This is a genomic window from Caballeronia sordidicola, from assembly GCF_000729995.1.
Taxonomy (GTDB): domain Bacteria; phylum Pseudomonadota; class Gammaproteobacteria; order Burkholderiales; family Burkholderiaceae; genus Caballeronia; species Caballeronia sordidicola_A.
In genome coordinates this window covers 1-21,039 of sequence record NZ_JNFG01000047.1, presented here as the reverse complement: position 1 = coordinate 21,039, position 21,039 = coordinate 1, and the positions used below count along the sequence as shown (strand labels likewise).

21 protein-coding genes are annotated in these 21,039 nt (G+C 61.2%); 11 read left to right on the top strand and 10 right to left on the bottom strand.

Features of this window, described 5'->3' with window-relative positions; all coding sequences use genetic code 11:
* Positions 1–16: 16 nt before the first annotated feature.
* The gene (locus FH08_RS0131090) at positions 17–925 is read right to left on the bottom strand and encodes a LysR family transcriptional regulator (RefSeq protein WP_031362100.1); all 909 of its coding nucleotides are present in this window, start codon (positions 923–925) and stop codon (positions 17–19) included.
* A gap of 93 nt (positions 926–1,018) precedes the next feature.
* Between FH08_RS0131090 and FH08_RS0131085 the strand changes: the two genes are divergently transcribed.
* The 3 genes from FH08_RS0131085 to FH08_RS0131075 all read left to right on the top strand — a co-directional run bounded on the left by FH08_RS0131085 (position 1,019) and on the right by FH08_RS0131075 (position 4,947).
* A complete protein-coding gene (locus FH08_RS0131085; protein ID WP_031362099.1) occupies positions 1,019–2,368 on the top strand; it encodes an NCS2 family permease in 1,350 nt (449 codons plus the stop codon).
* 43 nt (positions 2,369–2,411) lie between these two features.
* Entirely contained in the window at positions 2,412–3,506 is a 1,095-nt protein-coding gene (locus FH08_RS0131080; RefSeq protein ID WP_031362098.1) for an adenosine deaminase family protein, read from the top strand.
* A gap of 166 nt (positions 3,507–3,672) precedes the next feature.
* Complete coding sequence (locus tag FH08_RS0131075; protein ID WP_031362097.1) at positions 3,673–4,947, top strand: MFS transporter; 1,275 nt, start codon at positions 3,673–3,675, stop codon at positions 4,945–4,947.
* A gap of 38 nt (positions 4,948–4,985) precedes the next feature.
* Here the strand turns inward: FH08_RS0131075 and FH08_RS0131070 are convergent, their stop codons facing one another.
* Positions 4,986–6,050 (bottom strand): AraC family transcriptional regulator, encoded by a 1,065-nt coding sequence (locus FH08_RS0131070; RefSeq protein WP_063771247.1) that lies wholly within the window; start codon positions 6,048–6,050, stop codon positions 4,986–4,988.
* A 375-nt stretch (positions 6,051–6,425) separates the two neighbouring features.
* Here FH08_RS0131070 and FH08_RS48710 point away from each other — a divergent pair, with 375 nt between their 5' ends.
* Entirely contained in the window at positions 6,426–6,710 is a 285-nt protein-coding gene (locus tag FH08_RS48710; RefSeq protein WP_035567519.1) for a hypothetical protein, read from the top strand.
* Positions 6,711–6,790: 80 nt separating this feature from the next.
* Here FH08_RS48710 and FH08_RS0131060 read toward each other — a convergent pair whose 3' ends face one another.
* Complete coding sequence (locus FH08_RS0131060) at positions 6,791–7,705, bottom strand: LysR family transcriptional regulator (RefSeq protein ID WP_031362094.1); 915 nt, start codon at positions 7,703–7,705, stop codon at positions 6,791–6,793.
* Between the two features lie 103 nt (positions 7,706–7,808).
* Here FH08_RS0131060 and FH08_RS0131055 point away from each other — a divergent pair, with 103 nt between their 5' ends.
* Positions 7,809–8,816 carry a zinc-dependent alcohol dehydrogenase family protein gene (locus FH08_RS0131055; RefSeq protein ID WP_031362093.1) on the top strand — a complete coding sequence of 336 codons (1,008 nt, stop codon included), beginning with the start codon at positions 7,809–7,811 and terminating at the stop codon, positions 8,814–8,816.
* A gap of 25 nt (positions 8,817–8,841) precedes the next feature.
* Here FH08_RS0131055 and FH08_RS0131050 read toward each other — a convergent pair whose 3' ends face one another.
* Positions 8,842–10,002: a citrate synthase gene (locus FH08_RS0131050; protein ID WP_031362092.1), complete on the bottom strand. Its 1,161-nt coding sequence runs from the start codon at positions 10,000–10,002 to the stop codon at positions 8,842–8,844.
* A gap of 99 nt (positions 10,003–10,101) precedes the next feature.
* Here FH08_RS0131050 and FH08_RS0131045 point away from each other — a divergent pair, with 99 nt between their 5' ends.
* The gene (locus FH08_RS0131045; RefSeq protein ID WP_031362091.1) at positions 10,102–10,623 is read left to right on the top strand and encodes a DinB family protein; all 522 of its coding nucleotides are present in this window, start codon (positions 10,102–10,104) and stop codon (positions 10,621–10,623) included.
* A 13-nt stretch (positions 10,624–10,636) separates the two neighbouring features.
* Here FH08_RS0131045 and FH08_RS0131040 read toward each other — a convergent pair whose 3' ends face one another.
* A complete protein-coding gene (locus FH08_RS0131040; protein WP_031362090.1) occupies positions 10,637–11,098 on the bottom strand; it encodes a GNAT family N-acetyltransferase in 462 nt (153 codons plus the stop codon).
* Positions 11,099–11,448: 350 nt separating this feature from the next.
* Between FH08_RS0131040 and FH08_RS0131035 the strand changes: the two genes are divergently transcribed.
* The 3 genes from FH08_RS0131035 (at position 11,449) to FH08_RS54185 (ending at position 15,184) form a co-directional block, all read left to right on the top strand.
* Positions 11,449–12,696 (top strand): MFS transporter, encoded by a 1,248-nt coding sequence (locus FH08_RS0131035; RefSeq protein WP_031362089.1) that lies wholly within the window; start codon positions 11,449–11,451, stop codon positions 12,694–12,696.
* 6 nt (positions 12,697–12,702) lie between these two features.
* Positions 12,703–13,536 carry an amidohydrolase family protein gene (locus FH08_RS0131030; RefSeq protein ID WP_051888674.1) on the top strand — a complete coding sequence of 278 codons (834 nt, stop codon included), beginning with the start codon at positions 12,703–12,705 and terminating at the stop codon, positions 13,534–13,536.
* A gap of 91 nt (positions 13,537–13,627) precedes the next feature.
* Positions 13,628–15,184: a methyl-accepting chemotaxis protein gene (locus tag FH08_RS54185; RefSeq protein ID WP_051888673.1), complete on the top strand. Its 1,557-nt coding sequence runs from the start codon at positions 13,628–13,630 to the stop codon at positions 15,182–15,184.
* Between the two features lie 37 nt (positions 15,185–15,221).
* On the opposite strand, the gene FH08_RS0131020 is transcribed toward FH08_RS54185, so the two are convergent.
* The 5 genes from FH08_RS0131020 to FH08_RS0131000 all read right to left on the bottom strand — a co-directional run bounded on the left by FH08_RS0131020 (position 15,222) and on the right by FH08_RS0131000 (position 18,382).
* A complete protein-coding gene (locus FH08_RS0131020) occupies positions 15,222–15,944 on the bottom strand; it encodes a GntR family transcriptional regulator (protein ID WP_031362086.1) in 723 nt (240 codons plus the stop codon).
* A gap of 124 nt (positions 15,945–16,068) precedes the next feature.
* The gene (locus tag FH08_RS0131015) at positions 16,069–16,398 is read right to left on the bottom strand and encodes a TfoX/Sxy family protein (protein WP_031362085.1); all 330 of its coding nucleotides are present in this window, start codon (positions 16,396–16,398) and stop codon (positions 16,069–16,071) included.
* Positions 16,399–16,458: 60 nt separating this feature from the next.
* The gene (locus FH08_RS0131010; protein ID WP_031362084.1) at positions 16,459–17,004 is read right to left on the bottom strand and encodes a GNAT family N-acetyltransferase; all 546 of its coding nucleotides are present in this window, start codon (positions 17,002–17,004) and stop codon (positions 16,459–16,461) included.
* Positions 17,005–17,102: 98 nt separating this feature from the next.
* Positions 17,103–17,831, bottom strand: coding sequence for a peptidase E (locus tag FH08_RS0131005; protein ID WP_031362083.1), 729 nt, complete (start codon positions 17,829–17,831; stop codon positions 17,103–17,105).
* Positions 17,832–17,902: 71 nt separating this feature from the next.
* Positions 17,903–18,382 carry a GNAT family N-acetyltransferase gene (locus FH08_RS0131000; RefSeq protein WP_031362082.1) on the bottom strand — a complete coding sequence of 160 codons (480 nt, stop codon included), beginning with the start codon at positions 18,380–18,382 and terminating at the stop codon, positions 17,903–17,905.
* A 270-nt stretch (positions 18,383–18,652) separates the two neighbouring features.
* Between FH08_RS0131000 and FH08_RS50700 the strand changes: the two genes are divergently transcribed.
* Together FH08_RS50700 and FH08_RS0130985 are read left to right on the top strand one after the other, a co-directional pair.
* Positions 18,653–19,519 (top strand): SH3 domain-containing protein, encoded by an 867-nt coding sequence (locus tag FH08_RS50700; RefSeq protein ID WP_075583402.1) that lies wholly within the window; start codon positions 18,653–18,655, stop codon positions 19,517–19,519.
* A gap of 221 nt (positions 19,520–19,740) precedes the next feature.
* Positions 19,741–20,658: a DMT family transporter gene (locus tag FH08_RS0130985; RefSeq protein ID WP_051888672.1), complete on the top strand. Its 918-nt coding sequence runs from the start codon at positions 19,741–19,743 to the stop codon at positions 20,656–20,658.
* The last annotated feature ends 381 nt before the right edge of the window (positions 20,659–21,039 follow it).

Genomic DNA, 21,039 nt, shown 5'->3' with positions numbered 1-21,039 from the left:
AACGCCCACCAATAGTTCAGATATGCGCAGCAATATAGTCCCAGCACGCTTTCACGTGCGGGCCGCGATCCTCGCCCACCAGCGAGATCAACGCAATGGCACGCGTGACGCGCGGTTTGTCGAGACGCAGCGCTATCAGTTCGGGATCGTGCAGATGCAGCGTGTAGAGGCTCGGCAGCACCGCAATCGCGAGGCCGTTGCGCGCCAGCGCGTAGAGCGGCTCGGAATATTCCATCCGGTACGCCACCGAGAGACGCAGCTTTTCATCGCCACTCGTTCGATGCAGCGCGTCGCTCACGCTGCCGCGCACGAACACAGCAAGATCTCGGCCGACAAGCTTCGCCCACGGCAGCGTCTTGCGTTTGGCAAGCGGGTCGTCGCGCCGCAGGACCACGACGATCTCGTCTTCGAAGACATCTTTGAAACGCAAGGCCTCGTGGTTCGCTTCCGGTTCATGCACGCCAATGCCGATGTCCGCGACACCATCGCGCACCGCATCGATCAGCGCGGTATTTGGCAAGTCGGTCAGCGTGAAACGCAGCGACGGCCGTTGTTCGCGGAACGCGTTCAACACCGGCAGCAGACGTCCCGCCACCGATGGAATCATCGCGATGCGCACCGTCTGCACGCGCTCGGCGAAGGTGCTGGCCATGTCGTCGAACGTGCCGCGTGCATGGTTGAGCAAGCGCTCGGCGAGCGGCAGTATGCTTGCGCCGGCAGCGGTCAGCGTGAGGCGGTGAGCGGAGCGCGCGAACAACGGACCGCCGAGCAGGAACTCGATCTGCCGGATCGCGGCGGTCAGCGCGGGTTGAGTCAGCGAGAGCGATTGCGCCGCTTGCGTGAAGCTGCGCGCATGCGCGAGCGCAACGAAGTACTGCACTTGCCGCAACGTCAGCGCGGGCAAGAGGGACGAACGATCGGACATTGAGCGCCACCGCTGGGGGACAGATGCGCCGCAGTATAAAGCGCGACCAAGCCGGCACATGCAAAGGAAATAATAGTGAACAAGGAATCTTCGATGGCTTCTCCCGAGCTCGCCGCGCCAAAAACATCGAGCGGCTGGCTGGATCGCCGCTTTGCGTTGAGCGCTCGCAATACCAGCGTGCGCATTGAGACGCTTGCAGGCATTACGTCGTTTCTCGCAGCGGCTTATCTGCTCGTCGTGATCCCGTCGCTGCTTGCAACAGGTGGCATGGATCGGGGTGCGGCAACTACGTCGACCATCATCGTTTTCGTTTTAAGTACCATTTTCATGGGGCTTTATACGAATCTGCCGTTTATCGTCGGGCCCGGGATTGGCGGGTCGGTGATCCTTGGCGTGACGCTCGCGGCGACCGAACACGTCGCTTGGCAGACCGGTCTCGGCATAGCGTTCATCTCCGGCGTGCTGTTTCTGATCCTCACGCTGGTCGGCGCACGCAGCCTGGTCGTGCGGCTGATTCCGGCGCAGATCAAGCTGGGACTCGGCGCATCCATCGGGCTCTTTATCGCGGTGCTTGGATTCCGCAACGCGGGCATGGTGATCGCGAACGCTAAGACCAATGCGCTCGCGCTCGGCGATTTTTCGCGGCCCGGCACGATCGTCGCGCTGATCGGCCTCGCAGCCGCCGTGGTGTTGCAGGGGCGACGCATTCCGGGCGCCATTCTCTGGGCAATCCTGATCGCGGCGGCAGCCGGCGTACCGCTTGGCGTGACGCATCTGCCGCAATCGATGATCTCATTGCCGCACGACATCATGCCCGTCGCGTTCAAGCTGGATATTCCGAGCGCGCTGACGGTTGCCGCCATTCCTTATCTGTTCGTGTTCTTCGCCGCTGAATTTTTCTCGACGCTCGGCACGACGCTCGCGGTCGGCGCCAAAGCGAACCTGCTCGATGAAAATGCCAACCTGCCGAATATCAACCGGCCATTCCTGGTCGATTCGATCGCAGCCACGCTCGGCCCCGTGTTCGGAATTCCCGCGCTCACGGCGCTGGTTGAATCGGCGGCGGGCGTGGAAGCCGGTGGGCGCAGCGGGCTCTCGTCGCTGGCGGCAGCGGGCATGTTCGCGTTGATGCTGCTGTTCGTGCCGGTCGCGCTCGCGATCCCGAAGGAAGCCACTGCGCCAGCGCTAATCCTGATTGGCCTGTCGATGTTCAGCACGATCCGCCACGCGCACTTCGACGATTTCACGGATGCTTTCCCGGTCCTTTCCATGGTCCTCCTCACGCTGATGTCGAATAGTTTCGGCACAGGGATTGCGGGCGGCTTGCTGTGTTTCGTGATCGTCAAGCTGCTTGCAGGGCGTTTGAAAGAGGTCCCCTGGGGCCTTGTCGTGCTGGCCATTCCGCTCGGTTATTACTTCTGGACCGTTGTTAAGCACCATTAATCCAAGCACCATTGATTCCGCACTATCGCAAGTACCGAAAAATATGAACGAGACATTTGGCAACGTGCCCGCTTCACGCACCGGCATCAAGATCACGCCCGCGCACCGGGCATTTTTCAACGCAATCCCGAAGGTCGAACTGCACTGCCATTTGCTGGGCGCGGTTCGGCACCAGACGTTTATCGCGCTGGCCGAAAAAAGCCATGCACCAATCGAGCGTGCCGAGATCGATGCGTTCTATACGCGCGGCGAAAAGCCGGTTGGCGTGTTGCGCGTATTGCGCGCGCTCGATGAATACCTGCTCACCGATGCCGATGACCTGCATCGCATCACCTACGAATATCTGCAGGACGCGGCCGCGCATAACGTGCGCCACGCCGAATTTTTCTGGAATCCGACCGGTACCGTGCGGGTATCGAAGATTGAATACGCCGATGCGCAGGCGGGTATTGTCGCGGCTATACGCGATGCTTCGCGGGACTTTGGAATGTCCGCGCTGCTGATTCCGAGTATCGACCGGGAGGCCGATCCCGACGAAGCGGTGGCCCTGGTCGAGTGGATGAAAACCCATCGCGCCGATGAAGTCGCGGGCATTGGCGTGGATTATCGTGAGAACGACCGGCCGCCGGAATTGTTCTGGAAAGCGTATCGCAATGCGCGGGACGCGGGCTTCAAGACCACCGCCCATGCGGGCGAGTTCGGCATGCCGTGGCGCAATGTGGAGACTGCCATCGAGTTGCTGAAGGTGGATCGTGTCGACCATGGTTATACGATCGTCGACAACCCCGCGCTGGCCGCCAAATATGCCGCGTCGGGTTTGGTGTTCACGGTCGTGCCGACCAACTCTTATTATTTGCGCACGTTGCCGCCGGAGAAATGGGCGGAGCTCCATCCGATCCGCCGCATGGCCGGGCTCGGTTTGAAGATCCATCCGAATACCGACGACCCGACGCTGCACAAGGTCAATCCAAGTGAAGCGTGGGAACTGATGTTCAGCCATTTCGGCTTTGGCATCAGCGATTTGCGGGGTTTCATGTTGAACGGCGTTGACGGAGCGTGGGTCGATGACGCGACACGTGACGCATGGAGAGCCCAGTGGCTCAGCGAATTTGATGCGCTAGCCGCGCAATTGCCGTAGGGGTGGCGCCGGTGGTCTGGGGGCCGCCGGCATTGCACGAAACCCGCAGCGATTCGGCTTCAAGCGAGAGTTTTCCGGTTGCCTTATCATTCCGCGGGCATTGCCCAAGCCAACAATAGCGACCACGCATATCGGCACAAGCGCCGCCGCCCCCCAGACCGCACCCATGTACCCCGCAGCAGACCACCTGACTCAAGCCCCAAAAGCAAGACCCGCCCGCGTCGTCCTGGCTACCATCATCGGTAACGCGTTTGTCGCGTACGACTTCACGGTCTACAGCTTCTCCGCGGTCATCATCGGCCAACTTTTCTTTCCTTCGCACAACCCGCTGTCTTCTCTGCTGCTGTCGCTGGCCACCTTTGGTGCAGGCTTCGTGATGCGTCCGCTCGGGGCTGTCATCATCGGGCAGATCAGCAGCAGCCGGGGCCGCAAAGCCGGCATGACCTGGTCGCTCGCATTCATGACACTCGGCACGTGGCTGATCGCCGGCCTGCCTACGGTCGCCTCCATTGGTCCGGCTGCTACCGTGCTGATGGTTCTCGCGCGACTCATGCAGGGGTTCGCGGCAGGAGGCGAGATCGGGCCGGCATCAGCCGTGCTAATGGAGTCTGTACCGCGCAACCGCCGCTGTTATCTCACCAGCTGGCGTGGCGCGAGCCAGGGCGCGGCGGCATTTGCCGCTGCGATGGTCGGTGCAATTACGACCGCCTTACTCTCGCCGGCCGACATGCACGAATGGGGATGGCGGATTCCGTTTGTGCTCGGTGGGTTGATCGGCCCTGTCGGCTGGTATCTGCGCCGGCGCATGCCTTCGGTTGTCATTGAGGCACCCAAGCGGCCCCGGCTTGCGACCCTGTTCTCGGAGCACGCTCGCACGCTCATATACGGAACATTGATGATGGCCGCGCCGTCGATCGGTATCTATATCACCGTGTTCTACATGCCGAGCTACCTGGTGCGGACGTTGCATCGCCCCCCGGTCATCAGCCTGCTGACCGCCAGCCTGTCCGGTCTCGTGATCCTGGTGGTGAACCCGCTGGTAGCCCGGATCGCCGATCGGCAAAAACGGCGCAAACCCATCCAGTACCTGGCGCTCGTGGTATGCCTTGCGCTGACTTATCCGGCCTTCCTCGGCTTGAAAATGGGCGTGGGCAATGTCACCGCGCTACTGATCATCCTCGGGTATGTGGCCGTCGCGCTCAGCAATGCTGGCGCGAGCACGGTGATGATGCTGGAGGCTTTTCCGCCCCAGCATCGCGCCGCCGCGCTGTCTATCATGTACAGCTTCGGCGTGGCGATTTTCGGCGGTTTTTCGCCGCTCATCGTCACGTGGCTGATCGCTGTGACCGGCAATCCGATGATGCCCGCGTGGTATCTGATCGCCGCCACCTGCATCACGCTTTTTGCCCTTCAGCGCTTCCCGGAAAGGGCGCTCGACTGACCGGGTGATTGAACCGGCCAATCAGGCCGGATACCACGCTATCTGCCGCCGGGCCCGTACGACGACATCAACTCCGCCTTGCTCGCTTGCTGCAGCTCGAGCGCGCGAGCACGCGCATCTTGTGGACTCATGCCGTAGGCGCGGCGAAACGCGCGCGTGAAATCCGATGCGCTGTTAAACCCCAGCCCGAAGGCAATATCGATAACCTGAAGGTGCGGGAAACGGACCAGTTCGTCGGCCGCCTCGCGCAAACGGCGATTGCGGATATACGCGCCCAGTCCGCCTTCATGCTCGAACCAGCGGTAGATCGTGGCGCGCTTCAACTGCAATGCATCCACCACGCTGGAAGGAGAAAGCTCCGGCTGGTTGAGATTTGCTTCAACGTACCGTCGCACCTGGCTCATCACGGCCGCCTGCACGGCCGCGCGGGCGTCGCCACTCAGCCTTGCCTGCTTGCGAAAAGCTGCGAGCAGCAGTTGCGCGCCGGCCTCCATCTCGCGCGCTGCCTGCGCCGCACTCATTGCGGCCAGGTCGCGGCTCAGCGCCAACGCGTGATTCGTCGCCAGCTGGGTCAGCGGCGCGCCGTGCTCCAGCACGCGGCCGTGAATTGAATCGGCGTCCGGGAACGTGGCCTCAACAGTCGCTCGCGGCACGAACATCGTCAACACCTGGCACGCAGACCGCTGGACTCGAAACGGCTGGTCCATGTCGAAAACGACTATTCCCTGAACCGAATTCGGGGCGCTGCGTTTCTTCTGCATGCTCACGCCCGTATCGACCTCGCCCTGCACGAAGATGTGGAAAACATAGTTGCGCCGCACGTCGGTGGACACTCTCGCGACCGAGCGTTCCAGCGACATGGCGTCAGTCTCCGAGTCTGTGAAGACAAGGTCGCCCACCGCATACCGGTCGATACGTCCGCTAAAGCCGCCTGCGATCTGCGCCTTCGAGGGCAGGACATCCACGACGTGCCCCACCCGGTCGCGCCAGGCGAGCAGCTGCTGGTCCACCTCGGAAGCGTACGTGCTGAAACTGCTGCGGGCGATGCCGGCATCCGGGACTTCAGCGTGAGCGAGCCCGTCTTGACGGGTATACGAAGCCATTATTCCTACCTGATGGCGCCCCAAAAAAGCCGATTCATCCGGCCCGGGTCGCAGTGATCGATTTATTTTGAAAATTGAGACATAGGGTAAAGCCTGCCTAAAACAGTGCGATATCTTCTGATCAATAACTTCGCTGTCCATCCCGCATCGTGAGAGGCAATGTCTGGTTTACGGCATTGCAAGCGGGAAACGCAGGCTCTTCCCATCAAAAGGCGGCGGTAACGGGGAACGATACCGCCACGCTCATACAGCGCCTTGGCATTTGCATTTGCTTTGCGTTGGCAGGACGAGCGGTCCGATGGGCGATGCCCGGACAAAATAATCGCAGCACGCTTCCTGAGACAACTCAGCGAAGCACGACGAGATATCAGCAAAATGAGCGCTTTAAAGAAAGCACCGTCGCCTAATCCCGGCAACTTGATGCCCGCGAGTGTAGCGGATCGCCAGCTTGATCACATCGAGCGCATGGTCAGGTCGGTCGTGCGCGCCAGCACGGCTGGACCCGTCCACGGCATGGACCAGGGGTACTGGGAAAGCCGGATTCACGCCCTGGTCAATGAGAACAATCTAGTGGCCGTGCAACAACACCGCGTGCAGCGCTTGTTACAGGATCTGGCCAAGCGCGCACGGCCGAACGTACTGAAACGAACGGCAGCGTGAACCGGGATGGGGCGAGCGAAGGTCTGAGAAACCAGCGTTGAGCGCGGGCACGGGTTGCAACCTGCATGCCCTGCAGTCGGCTACCGTGGCTCCTGCCACGGTCGGTCGGCGAAGACCCCGACCACCCAATCCACAAACGCGCGGGTCTTCGCCGGCTCATGTTGTACGGAAGGCCGGACCACGCTGACCCCCGACTCTCCGGCGACCGTCCAGTCCGTCAGTACCGGCACGAGCCGGCCGTCGGCCAGTTCGCGCGCCACCAGCCAGTCGGCCGCCATGATGATGCCCGTGCCCGCTAGCGCCGCCTGGACAACGGCTTCGGCGTCGTCTGTTTCCATCCGTCCCCTGATCCTGACCGTGCGATTTTTGCCATCGCGATGCAGATGCCAGGACGGATGTGTCGTCAGCCGCGTGAAGCAAATGCAGTCGTGACGCAGCAGGTCGTCCGGCTCTTTCAACGCTGACCGGCGGTCCAGATAAGAGGGTGCCGCGCAAAGAAGCCGGCGGCTCATGGCAAGGCGGCGGCCGATCAGCCGGCTGTCATTGAGCTCGCCCACCCGGACTCCGGCATCGAATCCTTCGTCTATCAGGTCGGTGTATCTATCGGCGTACAGGGCCTCGACGCGAATCGATGGATACCGCGCAAGAAACTCCGGCATCCGCGGCGCAATCCACATGCGCCCGAACGTGACGGGTAGCGTAAGCCGCAGAAGGCCGGTGGGCGAAACGGCCAGCGCGCGCGCCTCGTCCTCGGCGGCACGCACCATCTCCATTGCATCGCGCATCCGGTCCCGGAAACGGATCCCGGCTTCAGTCGGCGATACACGGCGCGTCGAGCGCTCAAGCAGCCGGATCCCCAAACGCACCTCGAGTGCCGCAACGCGTCGCGACATGACCGAGCCATCGCGACCCAGTTTGCGGCCGGCAGCCGAAAAGCTCCCCGATTCGACAACAGCCAGAAACGCCGCTGCCTGGTCTGCTTCCACGCTATCCATTGATGCACCACACGCAGTAGTGTTATGTTTTCGAGATGAATTATAGCGTCAGGGCATGGTTACTATTTTCTCCATTGCATCACGGTTCTTATTGGAGATTGCCATGCGTGCCTTCCACCTGAGCTCTGCCTCACTCGACGCGTTAAAGCGTGTCGAAGCCCCGACACCCCGGCCGAAGCCTGATGAGGTACTGATCCGCCTGCGCGCGGCGAGCCTGAACTATCTCGACCTGATGGTCGCATGGGGACGGTTCGGCGACAGGAGCATGCCGTTCATCCCCGGAACGGACGGCGCGGGTGAGATCGTGGAGGCCGGCAGCGGCGTGGAGGGCTGGAAAGCGGGCGACAGAGTGGTCCCCGGCCTGATGGTCGACTGGTCGGCGGGGCCGTTGACCGCGGCGAGCACCCTGCGCCTGCGGGGCGTGACCATGCCGGGCTCGCTCGCCGACTACGCGGTCGTCCCCGCGACGTCGCTGGTCCGAATCCCCGAGCAGCTTTCGTTTATAGAAGCCGCCACGCTGCCGATAGCCGCCACGACTGCATGGAACGCCATCGTCATCGGACGTGTCCGCCCGGGTTCGACAGTCATGCTGCTGGGCACAGGCGGCGTCAGCCTGTTCGCACTGCAGTTCGCCAAGGCGGCGGGCGCGCGCGTGATTATCTCGTCGTCATCAGATGAAAAGCTCGACCGCGCGCGTTCGCTCGGCGCCGACGTGACGATCAACTATCAAACGACACCCGCCTGGGACGAAGCGGTGCTCGCAGCGACCGGCGGTTCGGGCGCGGACCTGATTGTCGAGACGATCGGTGCGCCGACTTTCGCGCGCTCTCTTAACGCGGCCGCGGTGGCGGGGACGATCTTCGTGGTGGGTTTCGTGGGCGGGATGGAACTCTCCATCCCTATCCTGCCCATCAATCTGAAGACGCTTAATATTGTGGGCAGCAACACGGGGTCGACGGCGAATCTCGCCGACGCCGTGCGCGCAATCGCCACGACCGGCATCAAGCCGGTGATCGACCGGACCTTCGGCTTCGAGCACACCGTCGATGCTTACCGCTTCCTTGAAAGCGCCGCGCACTTCGGAAAAGTCGCCATCGACCTGGATGCTTGATGTTTGTTTTGCTGCTCGGACGGAATTACTCCGCGAGCTTCGGTTGTAGCCCGACATAACGTGCGCGAGGCCGGATCAAACGACCTGTTAGCCCTTGCTCCAACGCGTGAGCAAGCCAGCCTGCGCAGCGTGCAAGCGCGAATAGCGACAACGGCGCATGCGCCGGCAGATCGAAAGCAGCGGCAAGAACCGCCAGCGCGAAATCCACGTTCGGCCGCTCGCCAACCGCCCTCTCCACGCACGCGGCAAGTTCCGCGTAAAGCGGCGGCACGGTCATCGTGCTGAGCAGAGCGCTCGCCCTGGGGTCTCCATCGGCGTATAGCGGATGACCGAATGCCGGAAACACGCGGCCTTGCGCCAGCCAGTTACGCACGGCCGCCTCCGAACCAATAGCCGTTGCCAACTCGATCAGCGCGCAAACCGACGACGATGCGCCTCCATGCAACGGTCCAGTGAGGGTAGCAAGGCCTGCCAGCACGCCAGCCGATAACGAAGCGCCGGTGGAGACGGTGACGCGTGTCGCGAAGGTCGATGCATTCAGTTCATGATCGGCGAGTAAAACGAGGGCGCGCCGGATCGCGTCTTCCGCCTCGCTGCGTCCCCACGATACCGCCAGCCGCTCGCTCAATGTGCGTCCCGCGCGCGAAGAAGCTGTACTGCCAAGGATGGCTTGAGCAAGCGTCGAAAGCACGCTGGCGGCCTCATCTCGCAGCACGGCAGGAGTGCGTCCACGCGATGGCAAATCACGCGCGCTGCGCCGGGCCAATGCGACGAGACTCGCGGTCAAAGGATCGTCGGCGTCGGCGGCCTTGCGCGTGATTTTCGGCTCAATCCGAACCGCATCGGTCTCCCATAACAGCCCGGTTACTTCCTCAAACGACGCCGTGTTTGCAAGCTCGATTGCATCCTGCCCGCGATACCAAAGCTTTCCGTTCGACACCGTCGAGACAGCAGACGGCAAAACGGGATCGCCCCAGTCGATGGTCTGCGCCGCGACCTTCTCGACCTTGCGCTGTCCGCTACGGCGCTCTGCCATTCGCGCTACATCATCACCGTGATAAAGGCTGCGGCGAGGGTCCGTCTTGTCTGGTTTCGCGCGGATCTTTCCACGGCTCACGTTCGCATACAGCGTCTGCGCGCGGACGTTCAATACGCTCAAGGCCTCGGCCGCCGTGATCCATGCCATGGGAGTCTCACATTGATGAATTGAATCAAGATTGACGTCAACTTTATCAATATTAATATCCGTACGTTACGAACGTTTTTGAGCCGCAAGGAGGACGACATGCAGGGATTGTTCAAACAGCACTTCGATACATTCGCGCGCTACAACGCCTGGGCAAATACCCGGCTCTTCGATGCAGCCGCCTCCTTGAGCGACGCCGATTATCGAGCGGATCGCGGCGCGTTTTTCAGGTCGGTTCATGGCACGCTCAACCACTTGCTCGTAACCGACCGCGTATGGATGTTTCGCTTCACCGGCGAGGGGGATTCACCTGATCGGCTCGATGCGATCCTGTTCGCGGAACTTGAGTCGCTGCGCCATGCGCGTGAGATGGAGGACGCGCGGATCGTGCGGTACGTAACAGGACTTGACGATGCTTCGATGGAAGGTGCGATCACGTACCGGCGTGTCTCCACGCCGGACGTAATCGAGCAACCTCTCGCGCCTGCACTGGCGCACTGGTTCAATCACCAGACGCATCACCGTGGCCAAGTGCATGCGCTGTTGACCGGTCTGGCAGGACGCGCACCGGAACTTGACTTGCTTTTTTACCAGCGTCTCGCGGAGAAGGGGCTTGCTTGAGCGACAGCGGGCCTCATCGCGGCTTGCGATAGACCACGGAACCTTGCTTCTCGCCGACCTTATCGTAGAGTTGCATCGCCGTGGTGTTGGTCTCTCGCGTGTGCCAATACACGCGTTCCACACCTGATGTCTGCGCGTGTCGATAAACCTCCTCGATCAGCTTGCGGCCAACTCCTTTTCCTCTGGCGCCCTTAGCAGTAAACAGGTCCTGCAGATAACAACTCGGCCCCAGTTGGATCGTGCTCCGATGAAAAAGAAAGTGCGCCAAGCCGACAAGCTCTCCCGCGCTTTCCGCCACCAGTGCATTCATGGGCTCGTAGACATCGAAGAAGCGGGACCACGTCATGCGGGTGATCTCAGGCGCTAACGCGGTGTCGCCGTGGCGATCGTAAAAGGCGTTGTAGCCATCCCAGAGGGGCTTCCATGCGGGGAAATCGGATAACACAACGGGGCGTACGTGAATGGCTTCGGTCATGTTAGGTCGCTGGCTTGTAAGGTCAGTTATAAGAATAAAATGCGGCTGGCACCATTCATAGATCCATTAAGGCGATTAAACCTGGAGCCACGGCCGGTCTTTCGCATGGACCACGATACCGTCGGCAAGCTGGTAGAGATCGCGCGATCCACGCCGAGCACAACGTGCAGACCGTCAAAAACACCATCTAAAGTCTGAGCGTCCATTTGCCAATAAAGGGGTAAACACCTATCCCACGAACACGCAATTCATATAAACATATATATGTTTTAACGATTGGTTGACCATTCATCAATCTCAGCTCGCCTCATTCATTCAAGCAAGCAAGACAAAAGACGCACGGAGACTCGATGTTTTCCTGGTACCGGCAGGTTTCTAAAGGCGAGCGATACACGTTCTGGGCATGTTTCGGCGGTTGGGCGCTCGACGCTCTCGACGTCCAGATGTTCAGTCTCGTTATCCCCGCGATCATTGCGGAATGGGGCATCAGCAAAACGCAGGCTGGTCTGGTGAGCGGCGTCACGCTGGTAGCGTCGGCACTGGGTGGATGGATTTGCGGCGCAGCGGCGGACCGTTACGGCCGTGTGAAAATCTTGCAGGTCACCGTAATCTTTTTCTCCGTCTTCACATTGCTGTCGGCATTCGCACAGAATTATCCGCAGTTCATCGTGCTGAAGGCGCTGCAGGGCTTTGGCTTCGGCGGCGAATGGGCAGCGGGCGCGGTGCTGATGGCCGAGACTATCCGCAACGAGCATCGCGGCAAGGCGATGGGCGCCGTACAAAGCGCGTGGGCCGTCGGCTGGGCCGCAGCCGTGCTGCTTTACGCGACCGTGTTTTCGTTCATGTCGCCCGATATCGGCTGGCGGGTGATGTTCGGCATCGGCATCTTGCCTGCGCTCCTGATCATCTACATTCGCCGCAATGTGAAGGAACCCGTTGCACCCCCGCGCAAGGAAGCGGGACTGAAGACCGGGAAGGAACGCACACCGCTTCTGTCGATCTTCGCGCCCGACGTGATCCGCATGACGCTGATCGGCGGCCTGCTGGGCGTGGGCGCACATGGCGGCTACTCAGCCCTCACCACCTGGCTGCCGACCTACCTGACGACCGAGCGGCATCTTTCGGTGCTCAATACCGGCGGTTATCTGGCGGTGATCATCGCGGCATTTTTCTTCGGTTGCCTGGCCGCGTCGCAGTTGCTCGACCGCATCGGGCGCCGTCAGACCATCCTGCTGTTCTCCGTTTGCTGCGTGGGCACAGTCATCGTCTACCTGTTCGTGCCGCTCTCCAATCACGCGATGCTCGCGCTCGGCTTCCCGCTCGGATTTTTCGCTGCCGGCATTCCGGCCAGCATGGGCGCGCTGTTCAACGAACTCTATCCACGCGGCACACGCGGTACAGGGGTGGGGTTTTGCTACAACTTCGGCCGGGTCGTGTCGGCGGGATTCCCTGTGATGGTCGGACATCTGGCCGCGCAGTATTCACTTGGATTCGCGATCGGTGTGGACGCTGTTTTTGCTTATTCGATCGTCGCCGTCAGCGTCATGATGCTGCCCGAAACGCGCGGGCGCACGCTGGCCGAAGACGTCCCGGCATAGATCCTTATGACTGACGGTCTCGTTACCGGTATAGATTCGCACGCCCACGTCTTCACGCGGGACTTGCCGCTTGCTATTGGCCGGCGTTATGCACCGGCCTACGACGCCACGCTCCAGCATTATCGGGCTATGCTTGCCAGCATCGGGATGTCGCATGGCGTGCTGATCCAGCCCAGCTTCCTCGGCTTCGACAACAGCTATCTGCTCGCCTGCCTCGATGCGCATCCACAACAGTTGCGCGGCGTCGTCATGGCTGATCCGGTCAACGCGCTTGGGTTTATCGACGACTGGCATGCGCGAGGTGTCGTGGGAATCCGCGCAAACCTGATCGGTACCCAACTCCCCGATTTCACCGATCAACACTGGAGCGCGCTGCTGTCGCGCATGGCCGCGCTCGACTGGCACCTTGAAATGCAGATCGACGCCGGGCGCTTGAACCAAGTCGCGCCCGCGTTGCTTACCAGCGGCGTGCGGATCGTGATCGATCATTTCGGGCGTTTTGATCCCGCGCTCGGCATCGGCGACCCCGGCTTCGCTTACCTGACCTCGCTGGGCCAGACACGGCGCGTGTGGGTCAAAATATCTGCGGGGTACAGGGTGAGCGCGAAACCGGCGAATCCCGAAGCGACCTTCGCCACGAGCGCGAACGCATGGTCCGAATTGTTGCCCGCATTCGGCGTCGATCGGCTGCTCTGGGGCACCGACTGGCCGCATACCCAGTTCGAACACGTCTGCAACCCACGGCACGCGCTGCACGACCTATATCGCCTTGTCACCGATGAGTCACATCGACAGGCTTTGTTAATCGATACGCCCGCAGAGCTGTTCCACTTTCGCTAGGCCACTCGTCGGAAACAAGGAAAAACCCTCAAGTCTTCCGCGTCGGATCCGTTAAACATATATATGTTCATATCAATGAGGTCGACGGACAGTGTTTAAAAATCTTTCAATCAAGACAGGCTTGACCCTTGCGACAAGCGTGTTTGTCCTGTTGGTACTCGTTGTCGGAACCTGTGCGTTTGTTTCGCTGGGCCGCGCCAACCACGCGCTAAGCGGCATGTACGAGCACGATCTGGCCGGGAGCAGTGCGCTGACCCGCAGTTCCGAATTGCTGTTGCGTTGCCGCTCTGCGAAGAACCGGTATGAATCGCTGATTGAGGACAACAAGGCCGACGCCGCCGCAAAACAACTGGCCACGGCTCACGAATATTGCAATGAGTCGCAAAAGCAGTGGGATGCGTTCGCCGCGTTGCCAGTCTCGGGCGACGCGCAAGCGCTCATTACCGACGCCGCCGCCAAGCACGCCGTGATGATGCAAAAAGGCATCACGCCGGAGTTCGACGCGCTCGAAGCAAAAGACTTCGATGCATACAAACGTACACAGATGCAGTTCAGCAGTCCGCTCTACAACCAGTTCGATCAGCTTTCCCAGCCGTTGCTCGCGTATGTGTCGTCGCGTGCCCAGCAGCGTTTCGAAGCAGCGGAAACGACCGCAAGCATCGTGAATACAGTACTCGTCGCCTGCGCACTGCTGGCGCTGGTGATAGGCATCAGCGTGAGGATTGCGTTGACGCGTCTGGTCGTGAAGCCGATCACGGCGATGGCCGCCGACTTCGAGCGCATCGCCGGCGGCGATCTGCGTACAGCGATCGTCGTGGAAAGCGACAACGAAATTGGCAAGTTGCAGGGCGCGTTGCGCCGCATGCAGATGGAGCTCGCGACGACCGTGCGGCACATCCGCCACTCAGCGGAATCCATTACCGTTGCCGCCGGCGAGATCGCATCGGGCAACACCGACTTGTCGGCGCGCACCGAGCAGCAAGCTGCATCGCTGCAGGAAACGGCGGCGAGCATGGAACAGATCAGCGGCACCGTCCAACGCAACGCGGACAACGCCAGCCAGGCGACCACGCTTGCCGCGAGCGCGTCGACAATAGCGAGTCATGGGAGCACGGTGGTCAACAACGTGATATCGACCATGGCCGATATCTCACAGAGTTCGGCGAAGATCGCAGACATCATTACGATCATCGAAGGGATTGCATTCCAGACCAACATCCTGGCGCTCAACGCGGCGGTGGAAGCTGCGCGCGCCGGTGAGCAAGGCCGCGGTTTTGCGGTCGTGGCGGGCGAAGTGCGCAGCCTCGCGCAACGTTCGTCAAGTGCGGCAAAAGAGATCAAGGATTTGATCGATACATCGGTGCAACGGGTGAATGCCGGCTCGGGGCTCGTGGGAGAGGCGGGTACGACGATGACGCAGATCACGCAAGCCGTGCAGCGCGTGACCGATATCATGAGCGAGATCTCGGCGGCATCCGGCGAGCAGAGCCGGGGCATCAGCCAGGTCGCAACCGCGGTCACGCAAATGGACGAGGTCACGCAGCAGAACGCAGCGCTGGTGGAAGAGGCCGCCGCGGCCGCGCAATCCCTGGAAGATCAGGCGAAGTCGTTGAAAGACGCGCTCGCGATTTTCAGCGTGAGCCAATGAGCACGGAAGTGCCTGAACAGGCTTCCTCGCGCGTGGTTCAGCGGATTTCCGATTGATACAGGAACTGGCTCGCCGGGCCGCGCGAGCGACGCCATTCGAGTGGATGGCGATCGTATCCATAGGCCAGCCGTTCGATCACCACGATCGGTGTGCCCTTCTCTATGCCCAGCAGCTTTGCGTGCTTCAGGCTTGCCGCTTCGACCGTCAGGGTCTCCGTAGCCGACGCCACGACCTGATTGCATTTCGCTTCATAGACCGGATAAAGCAGGTCGCCGATGGAGTCGAGCGGCAGGTCGGCGAACGCCGCGAAGCGGTCGAGCGGCAGCCAGATGTCCTCGGTCAGCACCGGCGCCTCCTCGATAAGCCGTAGCCGCGCCATCTGGATCACGTTGGCGCCGGGCGCGATCTGCAGCGTGGCCGCGACGGCGGCCGGTGCCTCCACCACGCTGCGTTTCAGGATTTGGCTCTTAGGAATTCGCCGTTCGCCGGTCTTGCTCTGGAAGCGGAAGAACCGGAACAGCGAACCATCGAAACTCGCGCGCCGGACGAAGGTGCCTCGACCCTGGTAGCGTTCGAGCAGTCCTTCAGCAACCAGCAAGTCGATCGCCTTGCGTACGGTCCCTACCGCGAGGTCGAAGCTCTGGGCAAGTTCCTGCTCTGTGGGAATCGCTTCGCCGGGTTGCCAGCGGCGCGCGGCTATCTTCGACGCAAGCTCGTCGCGCAGGCGTTGATATCGGGGGAGTCGGTTGTCGGCTTGCATGCGTGATCTTCTCTGGAATACATGCACAGGATTGTATGACTTCCCTTCATGCTTTGTTGCGTCAAATTGTTTTGCTACGGGATGTGGTCCATTTCCCTCTTGGCCGAATGCATAAAACCCCGATCTACTTGCCCGGAAGCGATCGGGCGAATTCGAGCGCGGCGTCCATCAACTTGTGGCGGAGCGCGTCGTTACCATAAGCTTCCGAAGCCGCCCAGACCCAGCCTTGCATTCGCCGGCCACGCGAAGTCATTGGAATGATGCCGGGTATTTTAAGTGCCCAGGCATCCCGATCCTTGCCGAGGCGTACCAGCATGCCGCCGTCTCGAGCACCGCACAGAAGGTTGCCGTTCACGAGCCATGCCCATCCGCCGAACATCGCCTTTTCTGTTATGCCCGGCTCGGTCCTCAGCTCGTCGGCCAATACTTCTTCCAGACCTTTATCGCGTGCCACGCTGCTTTCCTGTTTGTTAGGGATCTGCCGCCCGCGCCAACCACGCGATGAAGCGGTTGCTCAGGTCCCGCTGAGAGCGCAACAGTATCGAATCTCGGTCAACCACTTGCCACCGAGTTGAACGCCTCTGCTGGAGTTATCGCAGACGAGGCCGCTTCGTTTATAAAAGGCACGCGCGCGACGATTGTCCAGCAGCACCCACAGGGCGACGTTCGTGTATCCGGCGGACTGCAGCGCGTGTCGTGCAGCATCGATCAGTCGGCGGCCGATGCCTTTGCGCCAGAAAGCCGGCGCGATGTAAAGCGTCTCCACTTCGCCCCAGCGATGATCCTTGTCCCCGTCCCGAGAGTCGCCGAATGCGACCCAGCCGAGAATTGTTTCAGCGGCGTCGGCGGTTTCGGAATGAGCATGGGCGTGAGCGACCAGCACCCGGGGCCTTCCCGCGATGAGCGACTTGCGCCATGCCTCGCCACGCTGCGCCACGGCCAGATTCGCCAGATAGGTCTCGGGCAAGATTCCCCGATACGCAGCCTGCCATGAGTCCACGTGGATCGTGGCGATAGCCCGCGCGTCTTCGACCGTGGCCTCGCGTATTCCAACCAGCATGGCGAGTTCCTTGTTGATGTTGGTTGGGACCGCAACGCCGGCAGGGCTTATTGGCTGCGCCAAGCGGCGATTAGGGCCTCCATGGCCGCGGCGCTCTTCTACTTGCCAGCTTGTCTTAGCGACACGGCGTCCAGCGTTGTCTCGTGCAAGCGTCCGTCTTCGAACGCTACGTGACGGGCGGTCGCCCCGGGCCGCCAGGAAACCACTTGTTGAAGGGCATTTCCCTCATAAAAAGCGGCCGCGAAATCATCGATTGCGATTGACGCAGGAATGGTTCCGGATCGTAGCGCTGCGTCCAGCGACGGTCGTCGATTCGCGTCACCACCGTGGTGGACACTGCACCCGCCGGGCAATAGTCCAAGGCACTGAAGAGGCCGATAAAGCGAACCGCCAAACGAATCCGTCAGCCCTGCTTCGAACCAGCAGATTGCCCCCGCACTCATTCCGGACAACAGGATTCCGCGTTCCGCCGCTTCGCGCAGAATCCGGTCCAGTTGCCACTCGCGCCAGACCGCAAGCAGGGACTTCGTGTTGCCGCCACCCACGAAAACAGCGTCTTGTTCGAGCAGGCGCGCACCGAGCTCCGAGAGCGGTATCGCGTTGCGATCGGCTTGCCGAAAAAAACAGAGGTGCGAAGGCTCGCATCCAAGATGCTCGTAGGTGCGATAGAACTTGTCGATGTGCGCGGGCAGGTCACCGCTTGCAGTCGGTATAAAACAGATGCGAGGGCGCTGTTTGCCGGTCAAGTTACGGATATAGGCGTCGATGGGAGACGGGTCGTCTTCCATCATGAAACCGCCACCGCCCACCGCGAGAATGCGCTGCATAGAATGGTCCTGTATGCGATCTTGACGCGAAAATCATAGCAGCCGTCGACGACGAAGCAGGTTATCCACACTCAATCCAAGCACTCGCCCCTCTTGGCAAGAGCATCCGGACCCTGCTTCGCATGCGTGGCAGAGTCATCGTCTACTTGAGAAAAACCGCATCGCAGATAGAAGTCGGCGCCGGCTCGCGTATCAGTCGTCAAACGGACGAGCCGGAACCGTCCCGATGCATGCTGGAGAAGCGCGTCGACCAGCGCGGCGCCAATCCCGCGCCGCCGCGCGGAAGGGGCTACGTACAGGCGCCGCAATCTCCCGGCATCGCCCGCCGGAAGATAAGGATCGATCGTGAGGCCGCCAATCCCGATCATTCGGCCCCCTTCAAACGCGCCGAGCAGACACTCCCCGGGCTTGTCGAACCGGTTCGCCCCGCTTCGCCATTCGGCAAGTAACCGTGTCATGAAGTTGAAGCCTTCGGACGCGGCCAACCCTTCAAGCGCTTCCACGTCGGGCGACATTGCGGCAATGCGCGTAATCGTGATGTCAGGTGTCATCGTCTTCCTGCGTCTGCGGCGCGTTTCCTGCTGCTTTCCTGCTGCGATGGTTGTTATTGAGCGGACCCCGCACGCAGCGGATCATCAGAGGCCGATTCGAGTTTATCCAAATTTCCTCTTCCGGCAGGTTTCACCCGCATAGACTCCATGGAGAGCGAACTCCATACTTGCTTAATACGTCCGGTTGCCGGGATTTCCGGGTTGACGACGCCGTCACGGGGACGCTCACCGATAAGCACCGGGCGCTGCACTCCCACGACGAGAGGCCATATGCGAAAACAATTGCTTCAATGGGGTTGTGTCGGATTTGCAGGGTTGCTGGCACTGCCCGGCGTGACGTTCGCGCAGCAGCAGGCGTACACGAACAGCCCGGTCAACATGCGCGCCGGGCCGGCGGGTGATTACCCGATCGTGACTCAGTTGCCGAGCGGCGTGCCCGTCACGGTCATGGGTTGCATCAGCGGCTACACATGGTGCGACGTGGTGGTGCCCAACTTGCGCGGCTGGGTCTACGCGGGGCGCCTCAGCTATCCGTATCAGGGTGGCAATGTACCGATCCTGACTTACGGAACCACGATCGGCTTTCCTATCGTGACGTTTTCGATCGGTTCGTACTGGGGCAATTATTACCGCGGTCGCCCTTGGTATAACCAGCAATCGCACTGGGCCAATCGACCGCCTCCCGGGCCCGGTCCCGGTCGTCCGCCCGGTTATGGCGGACGTCCTCCACAGGGACCGCAGCCGGGTCATGGCAGCGGGCGTCCTCCTGGAGTACAGCCGGGCCAAGGTGCGGGTGGGCGTCCCCCCGGACCACAGCCGGGCCAAGGTGCGGGTGGGCGTCCCCCCGGACCACAGCCGGGCCAAGGTGCGGGTGGGCGTCCTCCCGGACCACAGCCGGGCCAAGGTGCGGGTGGGCGTCCTCCCGGACCACAGCCGGGTCAAGGTGCGGGTGGGCGTCCTCCCGGACCACAGCCGGGTCATGGCGGCGGCGGTCGCCCTCCGGGCCAAGGCGGCGGTGGACGCCCTTCAGGACCACCACCCGGTCAAGGCGGCGGAGGGGGCAACGGTGGCAGCCACGGTGGCGGAGGACAAGGCGGTCGCGGCGGTGAGAACAATCAGCAGCCGCGCGGCGGTTAGCCTCAATTGGTCGCCGGCCTCTGGCAACGGCACATCTCTGCGCCGGCGGCAACGCGCCGGCGACGGTAGAAACATCGCGAGTTTCCCGTCGCCTGTGCCCACGCCACCCGCGTTGAAAAATCATTTTCCCGATCAGGCGCCCGCTTCCGTGGGTGCCTGAAGCATCGACAAGAACGCTTCCCGTGCAACGCGGGATTGCAGAACAACTCGAGCCAGGAACAATGCTGCAAGCCAATGCTTCAACGCAACATGCAAGCCTCAAGTCTTTCGCCGCGAAGATGGCTTTTGTCCTGCTCTGGTCGGGGGGCTTTTCCGTAGCGAAAATCGCGGTCGAATATGCGCCACCGCTGACCTTGCTGGCGCTGCGCTATGGATGCTCCATTTGCCTGCTCATCCCGCTTTTCATCATCATGAAACCTGCGTTGCCAAAGAGTGGAGCGGACTGGGTACACGCGTGTGTGGTCGGGTTCCTCGTGCAAGTTGTCTACTTCGGCCTGAGTTACCTCGCCTTCAAAGCGGGGGCGTCAGCGGGCGTGGTGGCGGTCATCGTGTCGCTGCAGCCGGTGCTGGTGGCTGCGCTGGCACCGCGACTCGTAGGCGAGCGGGTGGGTGCTCGGCAATGGCTGGGGTTGGCGCTTGGGCTGATTGGTGCAACGGGCGTTATTGTTGCCAGATCGAGTCTGTCGGTGCATTCGATGTCGGGTCTGCTGCTCGCGATAGGCGCATTGGTTGGAATGACGGCGGCTTTGCTTTATGAAAAGCGGTTCGGTGTGGGGCAACATCCGGTGACGGCAAACCTGATCCAGTACGCAATCGGCCTGGTGTTCTGCGCGCCCCTGGCGTTGCTGCTGGAAGACGTTCATGTGCACTGGACCGGGGCGTTTATCGCTGCGCTCGGTTATCTCGTGATTGGCAACTCGCTGATTGCGATCACGTTGTTGCTTGCGTTGGTTCGAGCGGGGCAGGCATCGAAGATCGCGTCCTTGTTCTTCTTTATTCCACCGGTAGCCGCAGCGCTCTCGTCGTTGTTATTGAAGGAAGTGATGCCACCGCTTGCATGGGGAGCAATGGTGTTTGCGGTGGCAGGCGTAGCACTTGCGACTTGGTCGACGTCCGGCGTGAAACCGAAAAAGGCGTGACTACAAAGCGAGCGGCCGGGGCAAGCCAAAAGAGGCATGGCGCATTCACATGCTCATGAAGAGTGGTTGTCCGCGGATAGCGCGGGGTGCCCCATGGGCAGGTTCAGTCACTGGTGGCGAAGCGTGTGGGTATCCGTGTTCGGAGAAGGAGGGTTTCACACATCCGTCGCTCTTGCGAGCACCGTGCTTTTGGGGTGCCAAAAACTTGGAAACTGCACGCTGGGTCAACTTATGAGCCCTCGTTCTGAAAGCGTTTTCTTTGCTTCGTTTCTTTGTCGCTTTGGACGTAACTAGTCAGCACTTGTAAACTGCTGCGAAGCTCGGCATGATTCGGAGATGACATTTGTGCCCAACCTTAAAAATCTGACGGACGAGCAGAAA

Bases quoted from the DNA above. Each gene is read 5' to 3' on its own strand.
- FH08_RS0131040 (WP_031362090.1), bottom strand. From the start codon at position 11,098: ATGACCGAAGCCATTCACGTACGCCCCGTTGTGTTATCCGATTTCCCC.
- FH08_RS0131005 (WP_031362083.1), bottom strand. From the start codon at position 17,831: ATGCAGCGCATTCTCGCGGTGGGCGGTGGCGGTTTCATGATGGAAGAC.
- FH08_RS0131075 (WP_031362097.1), top strand. From the start codon at position 3,673: ATGTACCCCGCAGCAGACCACCTGACTCAAGCCCCAAAAGCAAGACCC.
- FH08_RS0130985 (WP_051888672.1), top strand. From the start codon at position 19,741: ATGCTGCAAGCCAATGCTTCAACGCAACATGCAAGCCTCAAGTCTTTC.
- FH08_RS0131085 (WP_031362099.1), top strand. From the start codon at position 1,019: ATGGCTTCTCCCGAGCTCGCCGCGCCAAAAACATCGAGCGGCTGGCTG.
- FH08_RS0131000 (WP_031362082.1), bottom strand. From the start codon at position 18,382: ATGACACCTGACATCACGATTACGCGCATTGCCGCAATGTCGCCCGAC.
- FH08_RS0131080 (WP_031362098.1), top strand. From the start codon at position 2,412: ATGAACGAGACATTTGGCAACGTGCCCGCTTCACGCACCGGCATCAAG.
- FH08_RS0131010 (WP_031362084.1), bottom strand. From the start codon at position 17,004: ATGCTGGTTGGAATACGCGAGGCCACGGTCGAAGACGCGCGGGCTATC.
- FH08_RS0131030 (WP_051888674.1), top strand. From the start codon at position 12,703: ATGACTGACGGTCTCGTTACCGGTATAGATTCGCACGCCCACGTCTTC.
- FH08_RS0131055 (WP_031362093.1), top strand. From the start codon at position 7,809: ATGCGTGCCTTCCACCTGAGCTCTGCCTCACTCGACGCGTTAAAGCGT.
- FH08_RS0131050 (WP_031362092.1), bottom strand. From the start codon at position 10,002: ATGGCATGGATCACGGCGGCCGAGGCCTTGAGCGTATTGAACGTCCGC.
- FH08_RS0131035 (WP_031362089.1), top strand. From the start codon at position 11,449: ATGTTTTCCTGGTACCGGCAGGTTTCTAAAGGCGAGCGATACACGTTC.
- FH08_RS0131070 (WP_063771247.1), bottom strand. From the start codon at position 6,050: ATGGCTTCGTATACCCGTCAAGACGGGCTCGCTCACGCTGAAGTCCCG.
- FH08_RS0131060 (WP_031362094.1), bottom strand. From the start codon at position 7,705: ATGGATAGCGTGGAAGCAGACCAGGCAGCGGCGTTTCTGGCTGTTGTC.
- FH08_RS50700 (WP_075583402.1), top strand. From the start codon at position 18,653: ATGCGAAAACAATTGCTTCAATGGGGTTGTGTCGGATTTGCAGGGTTG.
- FH08_RS0131090 (WP_031362100.1), bottom strand. From the start codon at position 925: ATGTCCGATCGTTCGTCCCTCTTGCCCGCGCTGACGTTGCGGCAAGTG.
- FH08_RS0131045 (WP_031362091.1), top strand. From the start codon at position 10,102: ATGCAGGGATTGTTCAAACAGCACTTCGATACATTCGCGCGCTACAAC.
- FH08_RS0131020 (WP_031362086.1), bottom strand. From the start codon at position 15,944: ATGCAAGCCGACAACCGACTCCCCCGATATCAACGCCTGCGCGACGAG.
- FH08_RS48710 (WP_035567519.1), top strand. From the start codon at position 6,426: ATGAGCGCTTTAAAGAAAGCACCGTCGCCTAATCCCGGCAACTTGATG.